The organism is Bacillus sp. FSL W7-1085 (genome assembly GCF_038595035.1).
Lineage (GTDB): Bacteria > Bacillota > Bacilli > Bacillales > Bacillaceae > Bacillus > Bacillus altitudinis.
In genome coordinates this window covers 1,737,349-1,757,830 of the sequence record NZ_CP152000.1, presented here as the reverse complement: position 1 = coordinate 1,757,830, position 20,482 = coordinate 1,737,349, and the positions used below count along the sequence as shown (strand labels likewise).

At 38.4% G+C, this 20,482-nt stretch carries 20 protein-coding genes; 5 read left to right on the top strand and 15 right to left on the bottom strand.

The features are described 5' to 3' along the window. Nucleotides 1-147 precede the first annotated feature (147 nt). Nucleotides 148-591 carry a DUF2188 domain-containing protein gene (locus MKY11_RS08930; RefSeq protein WP_007499382.1) on the top strand — a complete coding sequence of 148 codons (444 nt, stop codon included), beginning with the start codon at nt 148-150 and terminating at the stop codon, nt 589-591. 28 nt (nt 592-619) lie between these two features. Here MKY11_RS08930 and MKY11_RS08925 read toward each other — a convergent pair whose 3' ends face one another. Further along, entirely contained in the window at nt 620-1,468 is an 849-nt protein-coding gene (locus MKY11_RS08925) for a Ku protein (RefSeq protein WP_007499384.1), read from the bottom strand. 115 nt (nt 1,469-1,583) lie between these two features. Here MKY11_RS08925 and MKY11_RS08920 point away from each other — a divergent pair, with 115 nt between their 5' ends. Next, entirely contained in the window at nt 1,584-3,449 is a 1,866-nt protein-coding gene (locus MKY11_RS08920; protein ID WP_342502058.1) for a DNA ligase D, read from the top strand. A 34-nt stretch (nt 3,450-3,483) separates the two neighbouring features. Continuing rightward, nucleotides 3,484-4,179, top strand: a complete 696-nt coding sequence (locus MKY11_RS08915) for a YoaK family protein (RefSeq protein ID WP_008343947.1) — start codon at nt 3,484-3,486, stop codon at nt 4,177-4,179. A 39-nt stretch (nt 4,180-4,218) separates the two neighbouring features. Here MKY11_RS08915 and MKY11_RS08910 read toward each other — a convergent pair whose 3' ends face one another. From MKY11_RS08910 to MKY11_RS08890, 5 genes are all read right to left on the bottom strand, one after another. Further along, nucleotides 4,219-4,440 (bottom strand): hypothetical protein, encoded by a 222-nt coding sequence (locus MKY11_RS08910; protein WP_024719106.1) that lies wholly within the window; start codon nt 4,438-4,440, stop codon nt 4,219-4,221. A 462-nt stretch (nt 4,441-4,902) separates the two neighbouring features. Continuing rightward, complete coding sequence (locus MKY11_RS08905; protein WP_056703282.1) at nt 4,903-6,015, bottom strand: tetratricopeptide repeat protein; 1,113 nt, start codon at nt 6,013-6,015, stop codon at nt 4,903-4,905. 244 nt (nt 6,016-6,259) lie between these two features. Then, a complete protein-coding gene (locus MKY11_RS08900) occupies nt 6,260-7,360 on the bottom strand; it encodes a collagen-like protein (protein WP_342502057.1) in 1,101 nt (366 codons plus the stop codon). A 44-nt stretch (nt 7,361-7,404) separates the two neighbouring features. Continuing rightward, nucleotides 7,405-7,749, bottom strand: coding sequence for an S-Ena type endospore appendage (locus MKY11_RS08895; RefSeq protein WP_008343952.1), 345 nt, complete (start codon nt 7,747-7,749; stop codon nt 7,405-7,407). A gap of 74 nt (nt 7,750-7,823) precedes the next feature. Continuing rightward, nucleotides 7,824-8,477 carry a CotZ-related putative spore coat protein gene (locus tag MKY11_RS08890; protein WP_024720419.1) on the bottom strand — a complete coding sequence of 218 codons (654 nt, stop codon included), beginning with the start codon at nt 8,475-8,477 and terminating at the stop codon, nt 7,824-7,826. 385 nt (nt 8,478-8,862) lie between these two features. On the opposite strand from MKY11_RS08890, the gene MKY11_RS08885 reads away from it, so the two are divergent. Next, nucleotides 8,863-9,234 carry an iron chaperone gene (locus MKY11_RS08885; RefSeq protein ID WP_017357912.1) on the top strand — a complete coding sequence of 124 codons (372 nt, stop codon included), beginning with the start codon at nt 8,863-8,865 and terminating at the stop codon, nt 9,232-9,234. Nucleotides 9,235-9,292: 58 nt separating this feature from the next. On the opposite strand, the gene MKY11_RS08880 is transcribed toward MKY11_RS08885, so the two are convergent. Continuing rightward, nucleotides 9,293-9,874, bottom strand: a complete 582-nt coding sequence (locus tag MKY11_RS08880; protein WP_342502056.1) for an undecaprenyl-diphosphatase — start codon at nt 9,872-9,874, stop codon at nt 9,293-9,295. 142 nt (nt 9,875-10,016) lie between these two features. Further along, entirely contained in the window at nt 10,017-10,559 is a 543-nt protein-coding gene (locus MKY11_RS08875; protein WP_342502055.1) for a GNAT family N-acetyltransferase, read from the bottom strand. 201 nt (nt 10,560-10,760) lie between these two features. On the opposite strand from MKY11_RS08875, the gene MKY11_RS08870 reads away from it, so the two are divergent. After that, nucleotides 10,761-11,222, top strand: coding sequence for a macro domain-containing protein (locus MKY11_RS08870; protein ID WP_342502054.1), 462 nt, complete (start codon nt 10,761-10,763; stop codon nt 11,220-11,222). A 402-nt stretch (nt 11,223-11,624) separates the two neighbouring features. On the opposite strand, the gene MKY11_RS08865 is transcribed toward MKY11_RS08870, so the two are convergent. The 7 genes from MKY11_RS08865 to MKY11_RS08835 form a co-directional block, all read right to left on the bottom strand. After that, the gene (locus MKY11_RS08865; RefSeq protein ID WP_342502053.1) at nt 11,625-11,888 is read right to left on the bottom strand and encodes a hypothetical protein; all 264 of its coding nucleotides are present in this window, start codon (nt 11,886-11,888) and stop codon (nt 11,625-11,627) included. Nucleotides 11,889-11,996: 108 nt separating this feature from the next. Continuing rightward, the gene (locus MKY11_RS08860) at nt 11,997-13,181 is read right to left on the bottom strand and encodes a hypothetical protein (RefSeq protein ID WP_342502052.1); all 1,185 of its coding nucleotides are present in this window, start codon (nt 13,179-13,181) and stop codon (nt 11,997-11,999) included. Between the two features lie 505 nt (nt 13,182-13,686). Then, a complete protein-coding gene (locus MKY11_RS08855) occupies nt 13,687-14,304 on the bottom strand; it encodes a hypothetical protein (protein ID WP_342502051.1) in 618 nt (205 codons plus the stop codon). A 799-nt stretch (nt 14,305-15,103) separates the two neighbouring features. Beyond that, nucleotides 15,104-16,021 (bottom strand): patatin-like phospholipase family protein, encoded by a 918-nt coding sequence (locus tag MKY11_RS08850; RefSeq protein ID WP_342502050.1) that lies wholly within the window; start codon nt 16,019-16,021, stop codon nt 15,104-15,106. A 920-nt stretch (nt 16,022-16,941) separates the two neighbouring features. Next, complete coding sequence (locus MKY11_RS08845) at nt 16,942-17,421, bottom strand: immunity protein YezG family protein (RefSeq protein WP_342502049.1); 480 nt, start codon at nt 17,419-17,421, stop codon at nt 16,942-16,944. Between the two features lie 5 nt (nt 17,422-17,426). After that, nucleotides 17,427-19,355 carry a T7SS effector LXG polymorphic toxin gene (locus MKY11_RS08840; protein WP_342502048.1) on the bottom strand — a complete coding sequence of 643 codons (1,929 nt, stop codon included), beginning with the start codon at nt 19,353-19,355 and terminating at the stop codon, nt 17,427-17,429. Nucleotides 19,356-19,537: 182 nt separating this feature from the next. Next, nucleotides 19,538-20,416, bottom strand: a complete 879-nt coding sequence (locus MKY11_RS08835) for a hypothetical protein (RefSeq protein WP_342502047.1) — start codon at nt 20,414-20,416, stop codon at nt 19,538-19,540. Nucleotides 20,417-20,482: the final 66 nt, after the last annotated feature.

Below are 20,482 nucleotides of genomic sequence, written 5' to 3'. Positions count from 1 at the left end.
TTTACTATCTTCTATTGTGCAGGAATTGAAAACATTCTTCCTCAGCAAAACGATGTATTTCAACCAAGCCATTGGATTGAGATGGTGAAATGTTTGATCCATTGCATATGGGGGAAGGTGTTCAAATAAAAGAAAGGAGCGTTCAATATGCCTTGGACAATGGAAGATTATCCAGCTTCATTCCAATCACTAGACAAAGTCATTCGAAAAAAAGCACTTGAGATTGCCAACAAAATGGTGCAGGAAGGCTATGAAGAAGGTAGAGCGATTCCAATTGCGATCAATCAAGCGAAAGAGTGGAAAAAGAATGCGACGGAAAAAGAAATGGAGGACTTTCACTCTCATGGTTCTGTGACTCCTTCTAAGAAAAGCAGCTCTGCACGACCTGAGCTCATGGATCATGCGCAGCATGTCGTGAAACATGATGAAGGCTGGGCGGTTCAAACTGAAAAAGCGAAGCGTGCAAGTGAGGTAAAAGAAACGAAACAGGAAGCCATCGACCGCGCGAAAGAGATTTCATCTAAAAAAGGAACAGCAGTTGTCATCCACCGAACAGACGGGACGATTCAGGATGTGGTGAAGCCAAAATAAGACCGCCCTTTGGCGAGCGGTCTTTTCTTTATGCATTCTTTTCTTTTTTGGCGGGTGCTTTTCTTTTCTTAGGTGCTGCTTTTTTCGTTTTTTCAGGTTTTGATCGATCGATAGAAGCCTGCAAAGCGGCCATCAAATCGGTGACATTGGATGAAGCCTCTTTTTTACCTGTCGTTGCTGGTTGAACGGTATGTTCTCCAGAGATTTTGTCTCCAATTACATTCATCAGCTGCTCTCTGTATTCATCGCGATAAGCGGCTGGATCGAATGTGGTGGTCAGCTGCTCAATTAAAAGGAGTGCTGTATCCAACTCTTTCTTCACGATATTTTCCTCTTGCGGGATATTCGGGACATCTGATACTTGCCTAATTTCGTCAGGGAAATGAATGGTTTCCATTAGTAAAATATGTTCGTAGCACCTAACAATCGCTAATTGCTCCTTTGAGCGAATCATGATCTTGGCTACACCGATTTTCCCTGATTCTTGTAACGCTTTTCTTAATAATGAATAAGCCTTTGCTCCGCCGGTATCTGGAGATAGAAAATAACTTCTTTCATAATAGATGGGGTCGATCTCTTCTATCTTCACAAAATCAATGATTTCGACGGCTTTTTCTTCATTTTCTTTTCTCAGCCTTTCGAGTTCTTCCTCATCCAATTCAATGAATTTATTTTTGGCATACTCGTACGCTTTTACAATTTGCTCTGGCGCTACCTCCTCGCCGCAGTTAGCACAAACCTTTTTGTAATTAATCGGCGTATGGCATTCTTTATGAAGCTGTCTTAATTTAATATCTTTGTTTTCTGTAGCGGTAAACAGCTTGACTGGAATATTCACCAGTCCGAAGCTAATGCCACCCTTCCATACTGTATGCATCGTAACGCCTCCGTTCTTTTCTCCTTACTATGCAATGTTTTCATCTGAGTTATGTATGTTTATGAAAATTTCATCCCACTCTAAGAACACATGATGTAAGGAAGTGAAAAACACAATGAAACCGATGCGTTTAACGTCTGCACATGATATTCCTGTTGGAGCAGACTGGCTGTATGAATTAAAATATGACGGCTTCAGGGCCATTCTTATTTTGGAAAAAGACACCATCCATTTAGAGAGCAGAGCCGGAAAGCGATTAAATGAACAATTTCCTGAAGTCATTGATCAGTGCCAGCAACTAACAAAGCAGCTTGCACCTTTTTTACCGCTGACCCTAGATGGAGAATTGGTCTTTTTACTGAGTGAACAAGAAAGCGACTTTACAAAGGTTCAGCAAAGAGTCCGGCTGAAAAACACAGAAACCATTCAACGCCAGGCTATGCGGTTTCCATGTCATTTGATTGCATTTGATCTATTGAGATTTAAAGGGAAATCCCTCGTTGATTTACCGCTGATTGAAAGAAAAGCTGAGCTACATGAGGTGTTCCAAGCAGCAAATATTCCTCCCTTCGTTCAGCTGAATCACCCCTCTCTTCTTCAAATCATCCAAGCCGATAGCAGCCCTGATGACATGAAAAAAATCATGACGACCTATTTAGCGGAAGGATTAGTTGCTAAAAAGAAGATGAGTAAATGGCAGGAGCATACCCGCTCGAAAGAATGGCTCAAAATCAAAAATTGGCGGTATGTATCTGTCATCGTGACTCGTTTTAATAAAGACAATGGCTATTTTCAAGGATGTCTTTATCAAGAAACGAATCTCGTAGAGGTTGTCCAATTTAAGCATGGTTTTTCTAAAGAAGAAGAACAAACCCTGCGCACCTTATTTCTAACCAAAGGTCAAATGACTGGAGCATCACATTATGAAATCCCACCATCCATTGTCGTAAAAATTGCCTGTATCTCTTTTGATGGATCAGCCTTACGAGAGCCCCGGTTTTCTTCGTTTTTATTCGATGCAGATCCAGCAACGTGCACCTTTCAACACATGCTCAAACAGCTTTATCCGCTCCCAGCTATGATTGACGTCACCCACCCAGAGAAACCGGTTGTACCTGCCCTTCATATCACAAAGGCAGATTACTTACTTTATTTGAGGCAAGCCGCTCCCTATTTATTACCCTTTTTACGTGAAAGACGTCTTACGTTAATACGCTTTCCTCATGGCACTGGTGGAGAATCTTTTTATCAAAAGGCAACGCCCGATTATGCGCCTGATTTTGTTGAGACAGATCAAGCGCACGATATTAATTACACAATCTGTAATGATCCTGACACGTTGCTTTGGCTTGGTAACCAGCTGGCGATGGAATTTCATATTCCTTTTGAAACGAGAGATACAGATCGGCCTGTAGAAATTGTATTTGATTTAGATCCGCCTTCTGTTAAAGAGTTTCACCTAGCAATAGAAGCAGCCAAACGAATCAAGGTCATTTTAGATGGACTCTTTCTCACCGCATTTATTAAAACAAGTGGTGGGAAAGGGCTACAAGTTTATATCCCATTGAAGAAAAATGCCTTCACATATGAACAAACTAGACAATTCACTGCGTTCATCTGCCAATTTTTATGTGAACAAGCACCCGAGCTGTTTACGCTAGAGCGTCTAAAGAAAAACCGCGGCAACCGTTTATATTTAGACTACCTTCAACATGATGCTGGAAAAACAATCATCGCCCCGTATTCCCCGAGAGGAAACGAGCTCGGACTTGTTGCAACACCGATTGAATGGGAAGAATTAAACAGCGAAGAATGTCACCCTTCTTTATTTACGATGCCGGCTGTTATGAAACGTCTAAAGGAAAAAGGCGACCCATTCCGGCAAATGAGGCACCATGTGAATGATGATTCTTTTCGACAAGTTTTATATCAGCTGCAGGACATGTTACCAGCTCATAAAATGGACATACGCGGTCATTAAGCGTTACACTTATTCATTAGAGAGAAAGAAAGGGATGACCATTTTGACCGCACACTCAATACGAAACATTGCCCTGATGTTCTTATGTCTTACCGCAGGAATAGTGGATGTTATTGGCTATTTAAGCCTAGGGCACGTGTTTACAGCAAATATGACGGGAAATATAGTACTGCTTGGCATTGCAGCAGGCAGTTCATTGCAGTTAACCGCTCTTCATTCCATCACGGCACTTAGCGGATTTGTTCTAGGTGTTTTACTAGCTGTTGTCATAGGTGGAAAACAAGAAAAAACATTTTGGCCAAAAGCCGTTACACGCATCTTTATCATAGAAGTCATCATCTTGCTTCTATTTGCTCTTATGACCATTTTTCCTTATACGCAAGGTGCTTATTTTATGCTGATTATCCTTTTAAGTATGGCGATGGGCATGCAAACGGCGGCCGCACGCAAATTAAATGTCGCTGGCATTTCTACAACAGTTTTAACGAGTACACTTGCTAACTTATTTGAAGATTTGGCGCAACGCTTATCAAATCGGGAAAAAAGAAAAGCCCCTATTCAACATGTGAGCTTGCTGCGAATCGGTTCTATTGTCTTTTACTGCCTAGGAGCTGCTTTAGCTGCGTATACAGATGCTTACGATCCGTTTATCATCATTTGGCTGCCTATTTGCATCCTAGGGGTTATTGTGATCACAGCTACATTTAAGCACTTTCACCAATTGAAATAGCCAATCTTAGATGGCTATTTCAATCACTGTGATGAAACATTAATAACTTCTTACATAAAAACCAGGAGGACGCCCCATAATGAATGTGGAGCCATATGGAGAATATCCAGAAAACGTCCCGAACCCCCCATATCCAGGGTAACCTCCTAAGCCCGAAAACACGCCAGGGCTCACATAATACCCGCCAAAGCCAATATGAGGTCCCACTGCTCCGCCGCTAAAACCGCCGCCATGAAAGCCTCCATACACCCGTGAATCCATACAATCACCTGCCTTCAACTTACACCTCATCTCATCATATGCGTGACAAATGGAGCGGTGTTCCCTCTTTTGTAACAATTTCTATGTACAATAGACCAATTTGATGAAATTTGAATGAAAAGTCCTGCAAAAAATTAAATTAAGCAAAGAAAGGTGACCTTTTTAACTTGTTGCTCTGCCCAATGTTTATTTAGAATAATGGAGCAGGTAACAAATTTGCACACCCCCTTTGTTGCGAATTCTTCTTATTAAACGTTCTTGCAGCGTTTAATAAGAAGAGCCTATTTTCACCCATATAAAAAACCCTTGCTGATCATCATCAACAAGGGCGAGATATGATTGAGTGATTAACCACCAATGATTTTTTCTGCTACTTCGAAAGAACCCGCTACATTTTCAGTTAAAACAGCCGCAGCGACCGCTAACCCTACAACGAATAATACTTTTAATCCTGTTTTCATCTTATATCAACCCCATTCTTTTCATATGTAAATCCGCTTCTAAACTTTTATTCAAGTAAAAAACAGACTGCTCATAAAGTGCTTGCTTTTCACAATACTTTGCAGCAAAGTGAGAAAGCTCTTTCACTTCATGATATTCATTCTTTTCTTCTAACTTTCTTAATTTCTCATTAATTTGCTGAAATCTTTGTGGTACATTCGTTAAGTAAAGATCATGTACGATGCCTATTTTGAGCTGAAACACTTCATGAGAAGCTTCTTTCATTCGGGCATATGCAGCCTCTATATACTGGCTTGCACGCTGCTTTTCACCAATCACACAGAGTTCCCGGCTGATCAGATACGTAGAATGGAAAAAGAAATCTGAATCATAATACTCTTGATGAGACAATGCTTTTTCAAGATGTCGTATAGATTCTTTCGGTTTATTCCAAAATGAATATAAAATGGCCACATTATGGTGGTGCTGAGCCAGCATAAAATCATCCTGTTCGCTAGTCAACACCTCTTCCGCTAAACGATAATTCTCAAGCGCTTCTTCGTACCTGCCAATCTCTGTAAGGTTGGCTGCAATAAGAGAATATGAAAGTGCAGTTCTTCTTTCATAGTGCTTGTGACGCTTATAGACGTGTAGAGCCCTACGAATATAACTTAATGAAAGCATAATATGACTCAGGCGATAGTAAAGCCACGCGACCTTAAAATCAAAATCAGCGCGTTCGATTTCACTTGGAATTTTATCTAAGAGCTTTTCCGCACTTTGATACATCTGTAATGCAACCTCATAATTCCCCTGATGCTGTTCATACACACCCTCATAAAAATCAAAATAATAAGCAAGGCGATTAGACAAATCATCATCTTTTTTCCCATAATGGCCTTCTATACTTTTCGTTGAAACATTGCCCTTTTGCCCTCTTAAATTGTACATCAGAATATGATGCCTTTTCTCTAGAAGAGAATAATACATGAGGATGTCAGCATCATCAATTTCCTCTACTGCCTGTTTCGCTTTAGCAAATAGCCGTTCTGCCTCATCTGCATGATCTTTTTTGATTTCCATGTTCCAGTCATTTAATAGTGATGCCAATTCCGCCACAGGAACTTTGCTCATTCTACACCCCCAATCACCTTCAGCTACACCACATGATTTCACTAAATATGGAACTTCTATTAGCAATTGCTAATTCGTCCATTTGACATCATTTTAATATGAATCACTTGAATCTTCAATAACCGATTCCTTTGTTATTGCGTTTCTTTCTCCTAGTCAATGATGTATACACTAAAAATTCCGTCTTTTTTCTATTAAAGGACACGGTTGAATTGAAAAAAAGCCCTTATTGGGCTTTTTGGATTTATTCCAATCTGATAATGGTTAATGCCGCTCCAACAGATCCCCCGCCAAGTAATACTACGGTTGCGACTAAACCGAATATTTGAAGAGAAATTTGATTCCCTGCTGCAAGTGTTGTAATGAGAGATACATTGTAGGTAGATGTAGATAAAGCAGGTGTTAAAATAGACCCTGCTATGGGTGTTCCGTTGTTAATCACCCTTGTTCCTGCCAGAAGTGCAGCGCTTGTATTTACTTGATACGTGATAAAATACCGCCCTGAAACAGGTACAGTAAACACCGTATTACCACCACTTACGGTAAATCCATCTAAACTTTGGTTATTAGGCAGCGTCACTGCCGTTCCGCCTAAAACAACCAGCACCGTACTTCCCGACGTATTGGATGCGTACATCGAGTTAGTTGTTAAACTAGTACCGGTTGGACCTGTGTCACCTGTTGCTCCGGTTGAGCCAGTTACTCCCGTTGGACCTGTGGCTCCAGTTGCACCGGTTACTCCTGTTGAACCTGTGGCACCAGTTGTGCCTGTGGCTCCCGTTGGGCCAGTTACTCCTGTTGAACCTGTGGCTCCCGTTGGACCCGTCGAGCCGGTTGCGCCGGTTACTCCTGTTGAACCCGTGGCTCCAGTTGTCCCTGTTGCGCCAGTTACTCCCGTTGCACCGGTTGGACCTGTGACTCCAGTTGTGCCCGTTGCACCGGTTGGACCTGTGGCTCCCGTTGGGCCAGTTACTCCTGTTGAACCCGTGGCTCCAGTTGGACCAGTTACTCCTGTTGAACCCGTGGCTCCAGTTGCACCGGTTACTCCTGTTGAACCCGTGGCTCCAGTTGTCCCTGTTGCGCCAGTTACTCCCGTTGGACCTGTGGCTCCAGTTGGACCCGTTGCACCGGTTGGACCTGTGACTCCAGTTGTGCCCGTTGCACCGGTTGGACCTGTGGCTCCAGTTGGGCCAGTTACTCCTGTTGAACCCGTGGCTCCAGTTGGACCAGTTACTCCTGTTGAACCCGTGGCTCCAGTTGTCCCTGTTGCGCCAGTTACTCCCGTTGGACCTGTGGCTCCAGTCGGGCCGGTTATTCCTCCACACATATTAAGTTGGGCGCACATGTCTCTCACTACTTTCAAACTGTGGAATCTTCAAGACATACACACTAATACTGATAATTGAGAGAAAACGAAACGACAATACTTCCAGTCGAGGTTCCACCAGTAGCTAAAATCCCAATCGAGTTCAGATCACTGAGCGTAATGGATCGACTCTCTCCTGGAGGTACCGTGAAATCAGGAACAGCTGTACCGTTTACCTCTAAAGCCACAGTAGGTGCTACAGCCACAATCCCATTGTTTTCCACCATGATGGTTCCGTTTATGACATAAGGTGTTCCATCTGTCCAGACGACAACTGCATCAGCTGCTGCTGCTAAATCAAGTGTGAAGCATACTGCATCATTTACAAAGCCCGCTTGTTCATTACTACATCCGCCTAAAATAGCCATTTTAACCCTCCTTCAACCTAGTCTTGATAGACTATGATCCATTGATATTGGATGATTGTGCGATTATCACAGCTTCAAAGCTTTATTTTTCTTCTTTGCACCATGTTGATTTGCATGTCTAATCGTGCTTGCACATTTTCAGTTGATGGAGATTTCAAGATAAATTTCACATCTTTCACAGTAATCGCACGACTTTCTCCTTTTTGGACAAGAAGATCATAACAAAATGTACCAGTGTGAATCCTAATTGCGACTGGTACATCCTGATGATCTTGATGATGCAACACAACAGTTGCCGTATTGAGAAATTTTGTTCCATTCCGCCATACTTCCACCGAACTGGGCGTTGTGGAAAAACAAAGAAAGATGTGGTGAGATTCTATGTTTTTTAAAATAAGCGCATCATATACAGGAAGCTCTACTTCAATGATTCCACATAAAAAAGAAAGATCTACAAGAATTTTCGAACTGGATCGATACAAAACTTTTTGACAGCATGTTGATCTATTGCAACACGGTACAAGAAGTTCCAACACCACACAATTCTGCTTTTCATTGATAGAACTCAAAGAAAAATAGCAAGTCTTAAACACACTTCTTTCAAAAAACACCCATGAGTAAAAAGGTTCCCCATCTTCCATGGTGAGCAAAAAGGGAGAACTCATCGAACGTTTGTGAGTAAAGCCTTCTAATTTTGTTTGATTGTTTATCTCTTTTAGTTTACTCATCAACAGGTTTGTCACTTACAATCAGCCCAATTCCATGCTGTATACATAACTATATGGTCTTTTATCATATGTGCCTTTGACTATTTTGTGCGATTGGATTAGATGATGAGCATAGCTTTTCATTTTTCAAGTTTCTCTATATAATATGAACAAGAACTTTCCGTGCCTCAGTAGCTCTAGAAGGGAAGAGCGCCGTAAAACAATTGTAGCTAGCGGGTCGCAAGGCAAGGGTTTCAGAAGCACCGAAAAGCAAATGAGCTGAGACAGGTGAAACTCCTGTCGGTGAAATTCCGTAGGGAAGCGTGTTGCCCCCTAGCCTATGCTTACGAAAGGAGTGCGGGTTCGAATCCCGTCTGAGGCTTGATGAATATGGAGGGTGAAAACAATGCAGGTTTTTGAAGAATATGTAAGCAATATCGGTCATCCAGAGCTGAAACAGCGCATGCAAGACATCTTACAATGGATTTCAGACACATTCCCTCAATTAGAGCCAAGAATTGCTTGGAATCAGCCCATGTTCACAGATCATGGCACATTTATTATCGGATTTAGCGTCGCAAAACACCACATTTCTGTCGCACCAGAAGGAAAAGGGATTGATCACTTTTCAGCAGATATTGTACAAGCTGGTTATGACCATGGAAAAAAGATGTTTCGGATGAAAGAAAGCTTACCGATTGACTATCCTCTGCTAAAAAAAATCATCGAATTTAACATTGAAGACAAAGCAGATTGTACTACATTTTGGCGAAAGTAATAAACACCCCGATCTGATGTCATAACAGATTGGGGTGTTTTTTCGTGGGATTTACATTCTATTTGGTTCTCTCTCCTGCCCATTTCTGCTCCACCCATTCATAGCACGACAGAAGCAGGCTAACGCCCTTTTGGAATAGCGGCAAATAAACAACGGTTACCGCCGTTAAACAGGCGATCATAGCACCTACCAACACATCAAATGGATAATGAACACCTACCCAAATCCTTGAAAAGCCTACAGCGCAGGCAATGAAAAGCCAATAAATACGACGCTTGTGGAAAAGCCAAAAGACTATACAAATGGAAAAAATAAAAATGGTGTGATCACTCGGAAAAGAGTTGTTCACTTCCTTTTCGATTAAAAGATTGACTTGATTCAATTCTGCAAAGGGCTGTTGATTGGAATAAAAGAGCCCAGCGACTTTCCCAAGTAACTCTGCCAATATGAAGGTCAGTCCGGCAGATAAAACCATCGCCCTATTGTACCTGCTGCGATTTTGAAACCATATGAACAGACACAAGAGCGCTGCCAGCAGCACTGTATATTCAGCTAGTCCAATAAATATCGGATTCATGTAAACATGATCGATACTGAGCTGATTCACCCATCTAAATAAACCTTCATTAAATCCCCGCATCTCATTTCATCCCTTTTTACTTCATTTATGATAAGGATAATTAAAATGAGATGTCTGCCTCCATCGATCGAACGAACAAACCATGGAATCATATGACATGTTTGTCACTCTGCTGTCACCTGAACATCGTGTACTAACTTATCTAACGAGAGTGATGTTGCACCCACTCCTTTTTTAGCAAAGCATATTGATACGTGTTTTCATATTTAGGTGTGCCGTCTTCATGATTTGTAAATGAAATAAATTCAAGAAAAAGACCTTCTTTGCGCATGCCTAATCGCTCACATAATGCCTGTGAACGGACATTATCATCCTCTACATAGGCATACAGCCGCCTTGCTGCCTTTTCTACAAATAAATAGGACAAAAATGCTTCAGCACTCTCTCGTGCATATCCCTTCCCTTCATATGCTACATTAAAATTCCAGCCGATTGAAAACGTATCAGGCTCCTCTTTTAAATGAAACAACTCACCGATCACCTGCCCGCTTTCTTTCAAACAAACCGCTATATATGATTGGTTTTCTTTTCTCTTTTGCACCTTAGCGGCAGCTTCCTCTAATGTAGAGATTCGATCATCAAGAAAACAGTTCACTCTTGGATTAGACAAGTACTCAAGCATCCCTGCAGCATCTTCATCGCAAAACGGTCTAAGAATTAAACGATTCGTTTCTAATTGATTCATATGTACCCCTCACTGTTTCTACTTGATTTCGAGTTTGCAGCCTCTCTATATTCTAGACGACATGTATCAACTTTGACAATCAGATCATGTTGAAGTGTCTTCAAATAAACCCATCAAAAGCATTTTGGCTATTAAATAACATGATGGCAACTGTTATAATAGAACATAAGTTTGCATTTTATCAAAAAGGGGTTACATCATATGATCAAAACGGTCGATGGCAACATTTTAGAGGCAAGCGAAGACATCATTTGTCACCAGGTGAACTGTAAAGGAGTCATGGGAGCTGGATTAGCAAAACAGATCAAAAGCAAATATCCGAATGTGTTCAAAGATTATAAACAGTTATGTACAGAACATGGAGTTAACTTGTTAAGCTCCATTCAACTCATTACAACAAAAGATGGAAAAACAGTTGCCAACTTATTTGCCCAAGCTGGATACGGAAGAACAAGACAGCAAACAGACTACGATGCCTTACGCAGCTGCTTTCAACACCTAAAGGATACAGTGACACAATCACCTGAAGAGAAAAACCAAACGTCCATCGCCATTCCATACGGGATCGGCTGCGGATTGGCTGGCGGCGATTGGATGATTGTTGAAGAGATGATGGAAGAGGTACTTAGTGATTGTGATGTGACGGTTTATCGGTTTAGATAAAGGAGAAGAGGTTCTTATAAAAATGTAAATACAGGATACAAAAACACAATCTACCCAGACATTCAGACACCTCCCGGCGGCTTTTTCACACCTCTTATCTGTATACCGACCGGGTTGGGCTTGTTAGGTTTCTCTACCATGAATGAATGATGCCAGTATCTAAACTTGAACTAACTGGAGTTACGAAAGGATTCACTCATCTTTTTAAGATACTTGAATTGATAGTAGCCCTCAAGTATAGCTATTAATACTTCTGTTACAGTGAACAAAAAGACATTTACTGGAACAACAAGTACCGCTTAAAATACACCACCATTCTTTTAAATAACTCCAAAAACCAAAATAAAAAGCACCAGTATGAACCAGTGCTTTTACATGTTTTAATACCATAGTGATAGAATTCTAAAGACCCGTGCAAGTTACAATTACATCATTTCCTCCTAAAATCCTAAATTGAATTGAATCGTTTGCCCGTGCTACCACCCAATTATTGTTCATCCTACGAAGACGAGCACGGTATGGAATCCCTCTACCTGCTGTAACTTTAATATCTATTTGATCATTAGCATTTACCTCGCACATTTTATCACCAGAAACTGCTAAATCAAATTTATCTCCATTAACATCCCAATGTTGGATTGAAGAACCACCATTAATAAAATACATACTTAAATCCTCCTTATAATGATCATTTTTTCACGCTTTCATATAGGCTGTAAAAGAACCCAAAGAATAGATTAATTCTTCTATCTTTTTTGAAATAGACATTTTAATTCAACTGTATACCTCATCAAATGGCTTTACAATAAATCCAATTATATTTGGATTTCCTAATTGACTAGTTGATGTAATTGTCACTTCACCGTTGTCTTTAAAGTTTGTCTCGTGGACCCATCCACCTTCACCTTCTGCAGAAAAAAATGGGAAGTATCCACCTTTAATGGATGCAGCAAACTCGTCCTTATGTTTGTCTTCAATGTCCACTTTTAGCTTTAAAGTGATAGAAATTCCATCAACAAAGGCTAGACCAGTAATTACTCGTTTAAGACTACCGTTACTTCCGAATACGTCACTCCAGGAAGGAACTCTATCCCTCCATACTTTTTTATCATTGTGATTTTTTGCCAACAGGAGTGCCTCAGACTCATACCAAGGAGAATAATCCTGAAGCTCTTCAATTAAACCAGCATTCGTGCTAAGAGGTGATGCAGGTAATACTGTAAACTGCTTAAAATCTGCTTTAATTTGGATACTTTCTTTATCGATTGAATTTGTTAATTTTTCCCAATCTGCAGAGACCTTTGTTGAAAAGAAACCCTGAGAAATCTCCATTGAGCCTTTTGCCCAAGTATTTGATGTACTTGTACTTTCTGTTTCACTGTCCATTTGGATTGATTTACTTACACCTGCATTTAAGCTAGCTTGAAGGCTGTTTGCAGTAGCAGTGTAGGCATATTTTCCATTTGCGCTAAACCACTTGTCTACTGCGACGGAAACGATATCTACTTGTTTTAATATTGTTTCCCCGCTTGTCTGTATATCTTTATCAACGTTATTCCTCGCCCATTTACTGAATTTCACTAATTGGAAATCAGAATAGTCTTCTTTATACTCACCAGACTTCGGATCTTTAGATTCATCTTGTCGATATTGAGTCCATTTCACATACTTGTCTTTCAACAATTTTTTCATAGCATCGTCAGTTTGGGAGTTTAGATTGTTGATAACCCCTCCATATACATTTGAGAACCTGTTAAGACCACCAGGTTGATAGTAATTATTAACAGTAGCGGGAGGTATTACATCTAGAAAATCCCAAATTTCTTGAGAAGTATACCCTCCTAAAGAAGTCGAACCTTGTGCTAACTGAAATGTTTCAGGATCAACATCTAACCCTGTTACAACTGCGTGATACCACTGCTGATTTAAGTCCTTCATTTTATCTTCGGTTGCTGACATTTTTAAAACCTCCACATTTTTTTTTGAAATAATTCATTTTTTGCGATGTTTGTCTTTACGAAAATTTCCCTCCTTTTCTTTTCGAGAAGTTTTACAATTTGAAGTGGAATTCCCTTGCCGGCCATCAACTATAACCCTTCTCTTCTCATACTCTTCTCTTAAAACGTTGCGTATATACAAAAAAAAATGAAGATGCAAAATTGTTAAAATTGTTAAAATTTTTTAAAAATATTTAATTTTGATATTTATCTAAACAAAAAACCCCTCGATCTAAGGGGTTAAAAAAGGTGATGATTGTCATCGTTTCTTGATTTAATTATTAATTCGAAATGGTTTTTCTATTTGGCGGGAAATGTTTTATCCCCTATTGAATATCCAAAATATTCGTACGCCCCTGTTAAGTTAATTAAGAATGAGACATAAAAAAGATACTTTAAATAAAAAAAGGTCCCTAAAAAGTTGATTACGTACTTTTTAGAGACCTTTTTTGGAATTAGTTTATCTTCTAAATAGAATTTGATGGTTGAGCCAGCATGTATTCAATGCTTAAATTATTATTTTTTCCATTATTCAGACATATATATAAAATTAGTTGAAAATTGTTTACCCATCCACCTTGACCTTCAGCACAAAACAATGGATATGATCCTTCTTTTACTAATGCCGCAAATTCATCTCGTTCCTCTTTAGGTATGTCAGCATTCAGTTTTATGGTCAGATGTATACCATCAACCACAACTAATCCAGCAATTAAGTGATTAAGGCTACCGTTGGTTCCAAACATACTCTCCCAGGAAGGAGAGGAGCGTTTCCAAACCTTATTATTGTTATTTTCTTTGGCTAACTTTAGAGCAGCTGGCTCAAACCAAGGGTAATACTCCTTAAGTTCTGGTAATTTACCATCCTTTAAACGAAAGGGTTCTCCTGGCAACATTACAAATTGATTAAAATCAGCTTGAATTCGAATACTGTTTCCGTCAATTGCATCTGAAAACTTTTGCATCGAAGAATCTTTTAATATGAAAAAACCAGCAGAAATATCGACTACACCTTTCGCCCATGTATTTATTACATTCTCACTTTTTGCTTCACTGTTCAATTGTAAGGATTTTTTACTACTCATGTCTAATCTGTTTTGAAGTGTATCAGCTATGGCAGTATAGACATAGTCACCTTGTGCAGATTTCCACTTAGCAATTGCCTCCGCTACAATATCTTTTTGTCTTTGAATTGCTGAACCAGTCTCAAATACTTGAATTCAACTATTTTTACTGCCCACTTTGGAACTTGATTAATTCAAACTTTGAATAATCTTGTTTTCCATCTATAGTATATTCCTCAATTTTTGAATCTGTAGTTTCTTTATCTCTGTATGCTTCCCAACTTATAAATTTATCTTTAAGTAATTTTTTCATATCATTATCAGTTTGTAATTCCAAGTTGTTAATAACATTTCGATACTGATCAGAGAATGTAATGGCTTCCCGGTTGATAGTTACTATTTATTGAAACGGAAGGTACTGTATTAAAGAAACGCCAAACGCCATATTTCTTGTGATGTAACTCTTTCTATAGAAATAGAACCTTGTGCTATTTGAAATTGTTGAGGATCTAATCCTAAGTCGGTTATTAAGGCATTGAACCATTGTGAATTTATTTTATCGTCTGTCGTTGTCAAAATAAAATATTCTGATTATTATGTGTATTTTTATACAATCAATACCGTTCGGTTCTTTCCAATTGAGTCGGTATGATGTTATCCTCATCTAAAATTGCTAAACCCCGTTGTGATTGTATTTATATAATAAAACATCCGAAATCACAATCCCGTTAAACAACAACAATTCTAAACTACAATAGAAGCTGAACATTCGTTACAAATTTATCAATGCAACAATATACAAAAGAAATATCAATTCTCCTCAAGGTTCACTTCTGAAATTTTCAATATAACTTTCAAAGTCCCACGTTTTTAAAAAGTCCGTAGCAGCTTTATAACCAGACTGAAAAAGCCATGCTTTTTCTTCTTCATTTAAATGAAAGTCAGTACTTGTAATCGTTCCAGTTGGAATTTTAATAGTCCTTACTTCAGTTTCTTTATCTAAGTAATACAAGTCATGTGCTTGCATCATTGTTTTAAAAATAGATTTATACATACCAATCAGACCAAATTTCTTGATTGGAATGGGGGTTATCTCTTCTTTAATTAACCGAAATCCAAACGTGGGCCATTTAGGTGTTTTTTTAGAATCAAATATCCAAATTGGAAAATTACTTAGAATCCCACCATCTACTATGTAGTAAAAGGTCTTTTGGTTTTTTACTTTCCATTTTACTGGTCGAAAAAAGAAAGGAATTGTACTGCTCATTCTAACAGCCTTAGCTATAGAAAATTTACTCGATTCTCCATATCTCACTAGATCATCTGGGATAGTAACCATTCTACCATTTGAAATATCAGAAATAATAATTTTTAATTTATCTTCTTCAATGTCATCAAAATTTCGAATCCCTTTTTGTTTCAACAGGTCATCAAGCCATTCTTCTTCATAGCTATTGTCATATAAGCCTTCATTTAAAAAGAGATTTAAACCTTTCCCTATTAGAGGGACTTTGTCAATCCAACTTCCCTTCATAAATCTTTTGTAATCTAAACTCTCCATGACTTCTTTTATTTCTGAACTAGAGTATCCACAAGCTAATAAAGTTGCAATTATAGAACCAGCAGACGTACCTGCAAGACGGTTCCATCGATATCCATTTTCTTCAATAGCTTGTGCCCCACCTATATGAGCAATTCCTCTTACTCCTCCGCCTTCAAAAACCCCATCTACAAGCATTTTGTCATCTCCTTTTTTTTTAGTATCTCCTACTTTAATTTTTTATTCGGTCTTTTTCTTAGTCTACGGCGATGTAATATTGTCTAAATAAATACATTCTGAACATTTTTCTAGACAATTTGAATTAATTTTTAATTCAATGTATTTGGCTGACTGGAAATTTATTAATATCGGCAGCTAGGTCTTTACATTTAGATTCTTTTTTCATACAACTTGCCACACACACTGTAAGTTTCGTGACGTTCCTATCTTGATTGTCTTGATCACAATCGATTGATCCCAATGCATATTAAAAATAATATAAAGAATATATGAAATATGTCTTACAGTAACATTCTATCGGTGGATTTTGGTTCTGTATTAATTAAAAAATGAAATGAACCTATATGACCAAAACCAAAGCTACGCCAAAGTTTCAATGATGTTTTCGAATGGCTCGATTCAGCGACTCCTTCCCTATCAGGTGAACTACATCAACTGATGAAAACTGAAAAGGTTGGTTCCCAATCCGATCCCATAAAAAACAGACCCTGCAAGGTCTGTTTAATTCTGCCTATAATCTTTTGGATGTTGTATTTCGGTCGATCATAGTCGTGTTTCGATCAGTTTTTTAAAGAAATACGATGGAGATTTTTTCAAAAAATTGTCATTGAATAAACCCTGTTCCTAAAACAGTAAACACACATGATCAACAAAAGTCGATTATGACCCTTACTTACGACTACAGCATCATTGAAAAGATTAAGGTTATTTTACTGAGGAGTCAGAATGGGCATTTTTAATGCAGCCGTAGAATTATGAAAGCAACATTGTGTTCGCTGATTAAATTAATAAAGTACAAACGTTCTTTATTAATGCGTTTTATGAGCTTGATGTAAATATTGGTACAAAAATCCTCCAAATTAATGGTGTGTAATGTATTAGTTGTTTTCTTCTTTATTTTTAATATAATTCAGCACTGCTTCTTTATCTTCCTCATCTTCAGGTAGAATTCCAAAAGTTTTATATTCCCAAACCTCTCTTCTCTGAATACCATAAAGCCCTGTATTGAGAATATCTTCGTATCCATAATCAATTGAGAATCTCCCCGATCTCTCCAGCTCCAGAGTAGCTGTTGTCCAAGTACCTAAACCATTTTTTATATATTCCTTTTTCAATTCTTCAAAGTCTTCACTGAGTTCGACTAATAAATGGTCGTAAACATAGTCACTTACACTATATCTCTCAGGAATGTGATGCCCATAAATACGTTCTTCATTATTAGTTTCAGTAAAATAAAAATTAATTCCGGCTGAATCATCAAGTATTTCTGCATACATCCAAACTTTACCCCAATCACATGGGATTATTTCATTAATTGTTTCTGCTATCTTTTTGTAATAGCGTTCTATAGATTCCATTTTCTTTAACCTCCAGGTTGATTCTTAATAGTCTCACGTTGTTCGAATTTTTCACCAATTTTATATTGTACTACGAACTTATCAGGTCTAAATGAATCACCCTTATAGATAGGTCGAATACTGACCTCTACATGTTTAGAGGGATCTTTCCTCAAGGCTGCCAACCATTCCTGTTCCATAGTGTACCATTTCCCACCACTCCGATTAATCTGTGAACTCATCGGCACCAGATTATCAATATCTCCAGACCCTTTAAAAATAGACGCAATTAAATGACCACCATCATCATCTAGCAATCGATCCGGCTTACCTGAATTAGATTGAGCGTATTGATTTCTTTTGATCTCTCCATATTTTAAATCATTTGCTTCGACTTTGACAATTCGTCCGTAGTGATCTGTTGTGTAGGTGTAACCTTGCTTTGTTGAATAAACGACATTCGGTTTTAATACCTTTTTGCGTTTCCACCGCACATAGTGATCTCCGTAAGTGACAACGGTCGGTGGTGATTTGGGTGCTGGTAATCGTCTGCCTGTCTTAGAGATACCGTATCCTGAATTGTTATCTAGTCGCTTTGCCATAGAGAGGAGTTTATTTTTGAGATTTTCTCCGTCAAATACATTGTATGGGAGCTTCGGTCCACCAGCCATTTGAAACTTTGGTGAATATGGCAATAGACCAGGAATAGAGACTCTATCTAATGATTTTGCTCCTTGTTCAAGGCCTTTCTTCACTGTTGTTTTGGCCGCTGTTGTCCCTGTTTTTGTGATGGCTCCTGCACCTTTAGAACCAAAGACAATTTCTGCAAGAGAACCAGTCGCATAGGCAAACCAGTGTGACCGTGAATACGCATCACCATCTATGACCTCTTTTTGGAATGAGTCTGAAATCGACTTTCCAATCGCTTTCGACGTTTCAATTGGATGAGAAACAGCCGTTACGACCGATTCAACGGCACCTTCAGGATCTGTCACAAGATCGTAGATACCAACTACTGTATCTTTTGCCACATCATATAGACCCACTGCAGCACCTTTTACACTATCAACGAATACCTCTGATGCTTCTTCCTGTGCTTTGATTTGGAGAAGCTGGCTGTAATACATTTTTTGATCATATGTGAGATTCTCATAACCGATCTCATCTACAATCTCAAAGTACTTCGCTTCTGATAGACACGAAGGATCATTGAGCTTTTCTTTCAATTCTTTGATTCTTCGTTTTTCTTTTTCATCTTTTTTCACCTTTAAATAGGCTTTCACTTGAGCATCAATCTGATCATGGTTCTTGTACACGTCTGTCTTATGAAATGCTTTTGCATCATAATACATTGGCTGAGCATTCTTTCCTTTTCCAGTAGCAGCCATCATCTTTGCATAAAAAGTGTTGAGGTGGTTCTCAACCGCTTCTGACTTTGCGTATTCCGTTTTTAAATCATTGTCTATTTGATGTAAAACTTCAATGGTCTCTTTTCTTTTTTTGTTCGCATCATCTAAATGTTCATTGACCTCTTTACTTGAAAAAATATGTAATTCAATTAAATCACTGATATCGTCAAAAATAGTGGAAAGAGCCTCTTTTTGTTCTTTGACCATATCTTTATTGTTCTGAATCCCTTGTTTCAATTGAGTGTCTAAAAAGTGCTCATCAATAAAAGTACTCCCGCCTAATGATTCATCATCAAGCTTTCCTTTGACTCCATCTAAAAAAGCCTTTTGCATATCGATAAAATCAAGATAAGCGTCTGTGTACAGCGCAAGATCCTCATAAAAAGATTTGATATTGTCTGCACCTTTTCCAGTAAATTCATCACCTAACCCCGACACACTTTTTAATGCTTTTTTCACAAGTTTCATTTCTTCTTGAAGCTCATGATAGGCCTTTGATCTCTGTTCTACAGCTGATAGTAAAGATGGAGCATCTAATATTTTCATATAAAAAAGACTCCTTTATGGCATATTCTTTTACTAGAATACCATAAGGAGTCTTACACTTTAATCCACTTTATCGTTTTTTAACCAATTTTGAAGGATTTGAACATATTCATTGAATGAGATGCTGTTATCAATAGGGATTAATAAGGAATCCTAATAAAGAGAAGGGCTTCACTCTTCTCTTATCTATCTCCATATACAAAGCTATATTCTGTAACTAAATCATCTCCCCAACTATCTCTAAAACTTATTGAAGCTGGGCCAACACTAATGGAAATACCATTTATTGTTGCATAAGTGTGATGATATTTTGTGATAATATTTGCAGGATCTCCTTTTTTAGACTTTGGAACGAGTACATCTCTATCCATTGTTATAAATTGAGTATCTCCATAGCCAGGTGAAAGAATAACTCCATGACCATAATTTTTGTATGAGTCTGTATCAGCTGATAGTTGTTTATCTTCTGTTACATGTGTGAGACCACCTTTACCGTCAGCAACGGCCTTTTGTTGCTGCCAATACCCCTCAAAAGTACCTGATAAAGGGACTGCAGATGTATCCCAAGCTACTGCAAACGCATCTTTCTTATGGTTAACAGGCTTTTTAAACCATTCGGCATAAGAATGATATTGATATTTATAATTAGTTCCAGATGTACCTTTATAAAAAACTTGTTGAGAAATAAGCAGTTTGCTATTTGTTGCCGGATCGGTTGGCGGTAAAGATGATAAGGTATGTATTTTATCAGATTCTCCTAAATCACCATTATCTTTCAACCCTACATCTTCGTATGAAATACTTTTTCCTGTGAGCTTTTTATACTTCTTTATGTCCTCTAATTTTGTTTTTGCAATCCGCTTTTCATTCTCAGAATTATATTCAATTCGTTCTCCATCTAGTGAATTATAATATGTAGTAGACTTGACAACTTCAAGTTTGACTGAATGTTCTTGGCTAGTATTATCTTTAGTTTCCTTACTTTTTGCACTTGAAATACCCCCAAACATTGTCAATGAGAATACGAAAGCTAGTAAAATGAGTATGAACCTGATTTTCATCCCAAACACCTCCGCCCACACACTACCATATAAAGAAAAAACCGTAAATATCTCAAGTATGGTTTT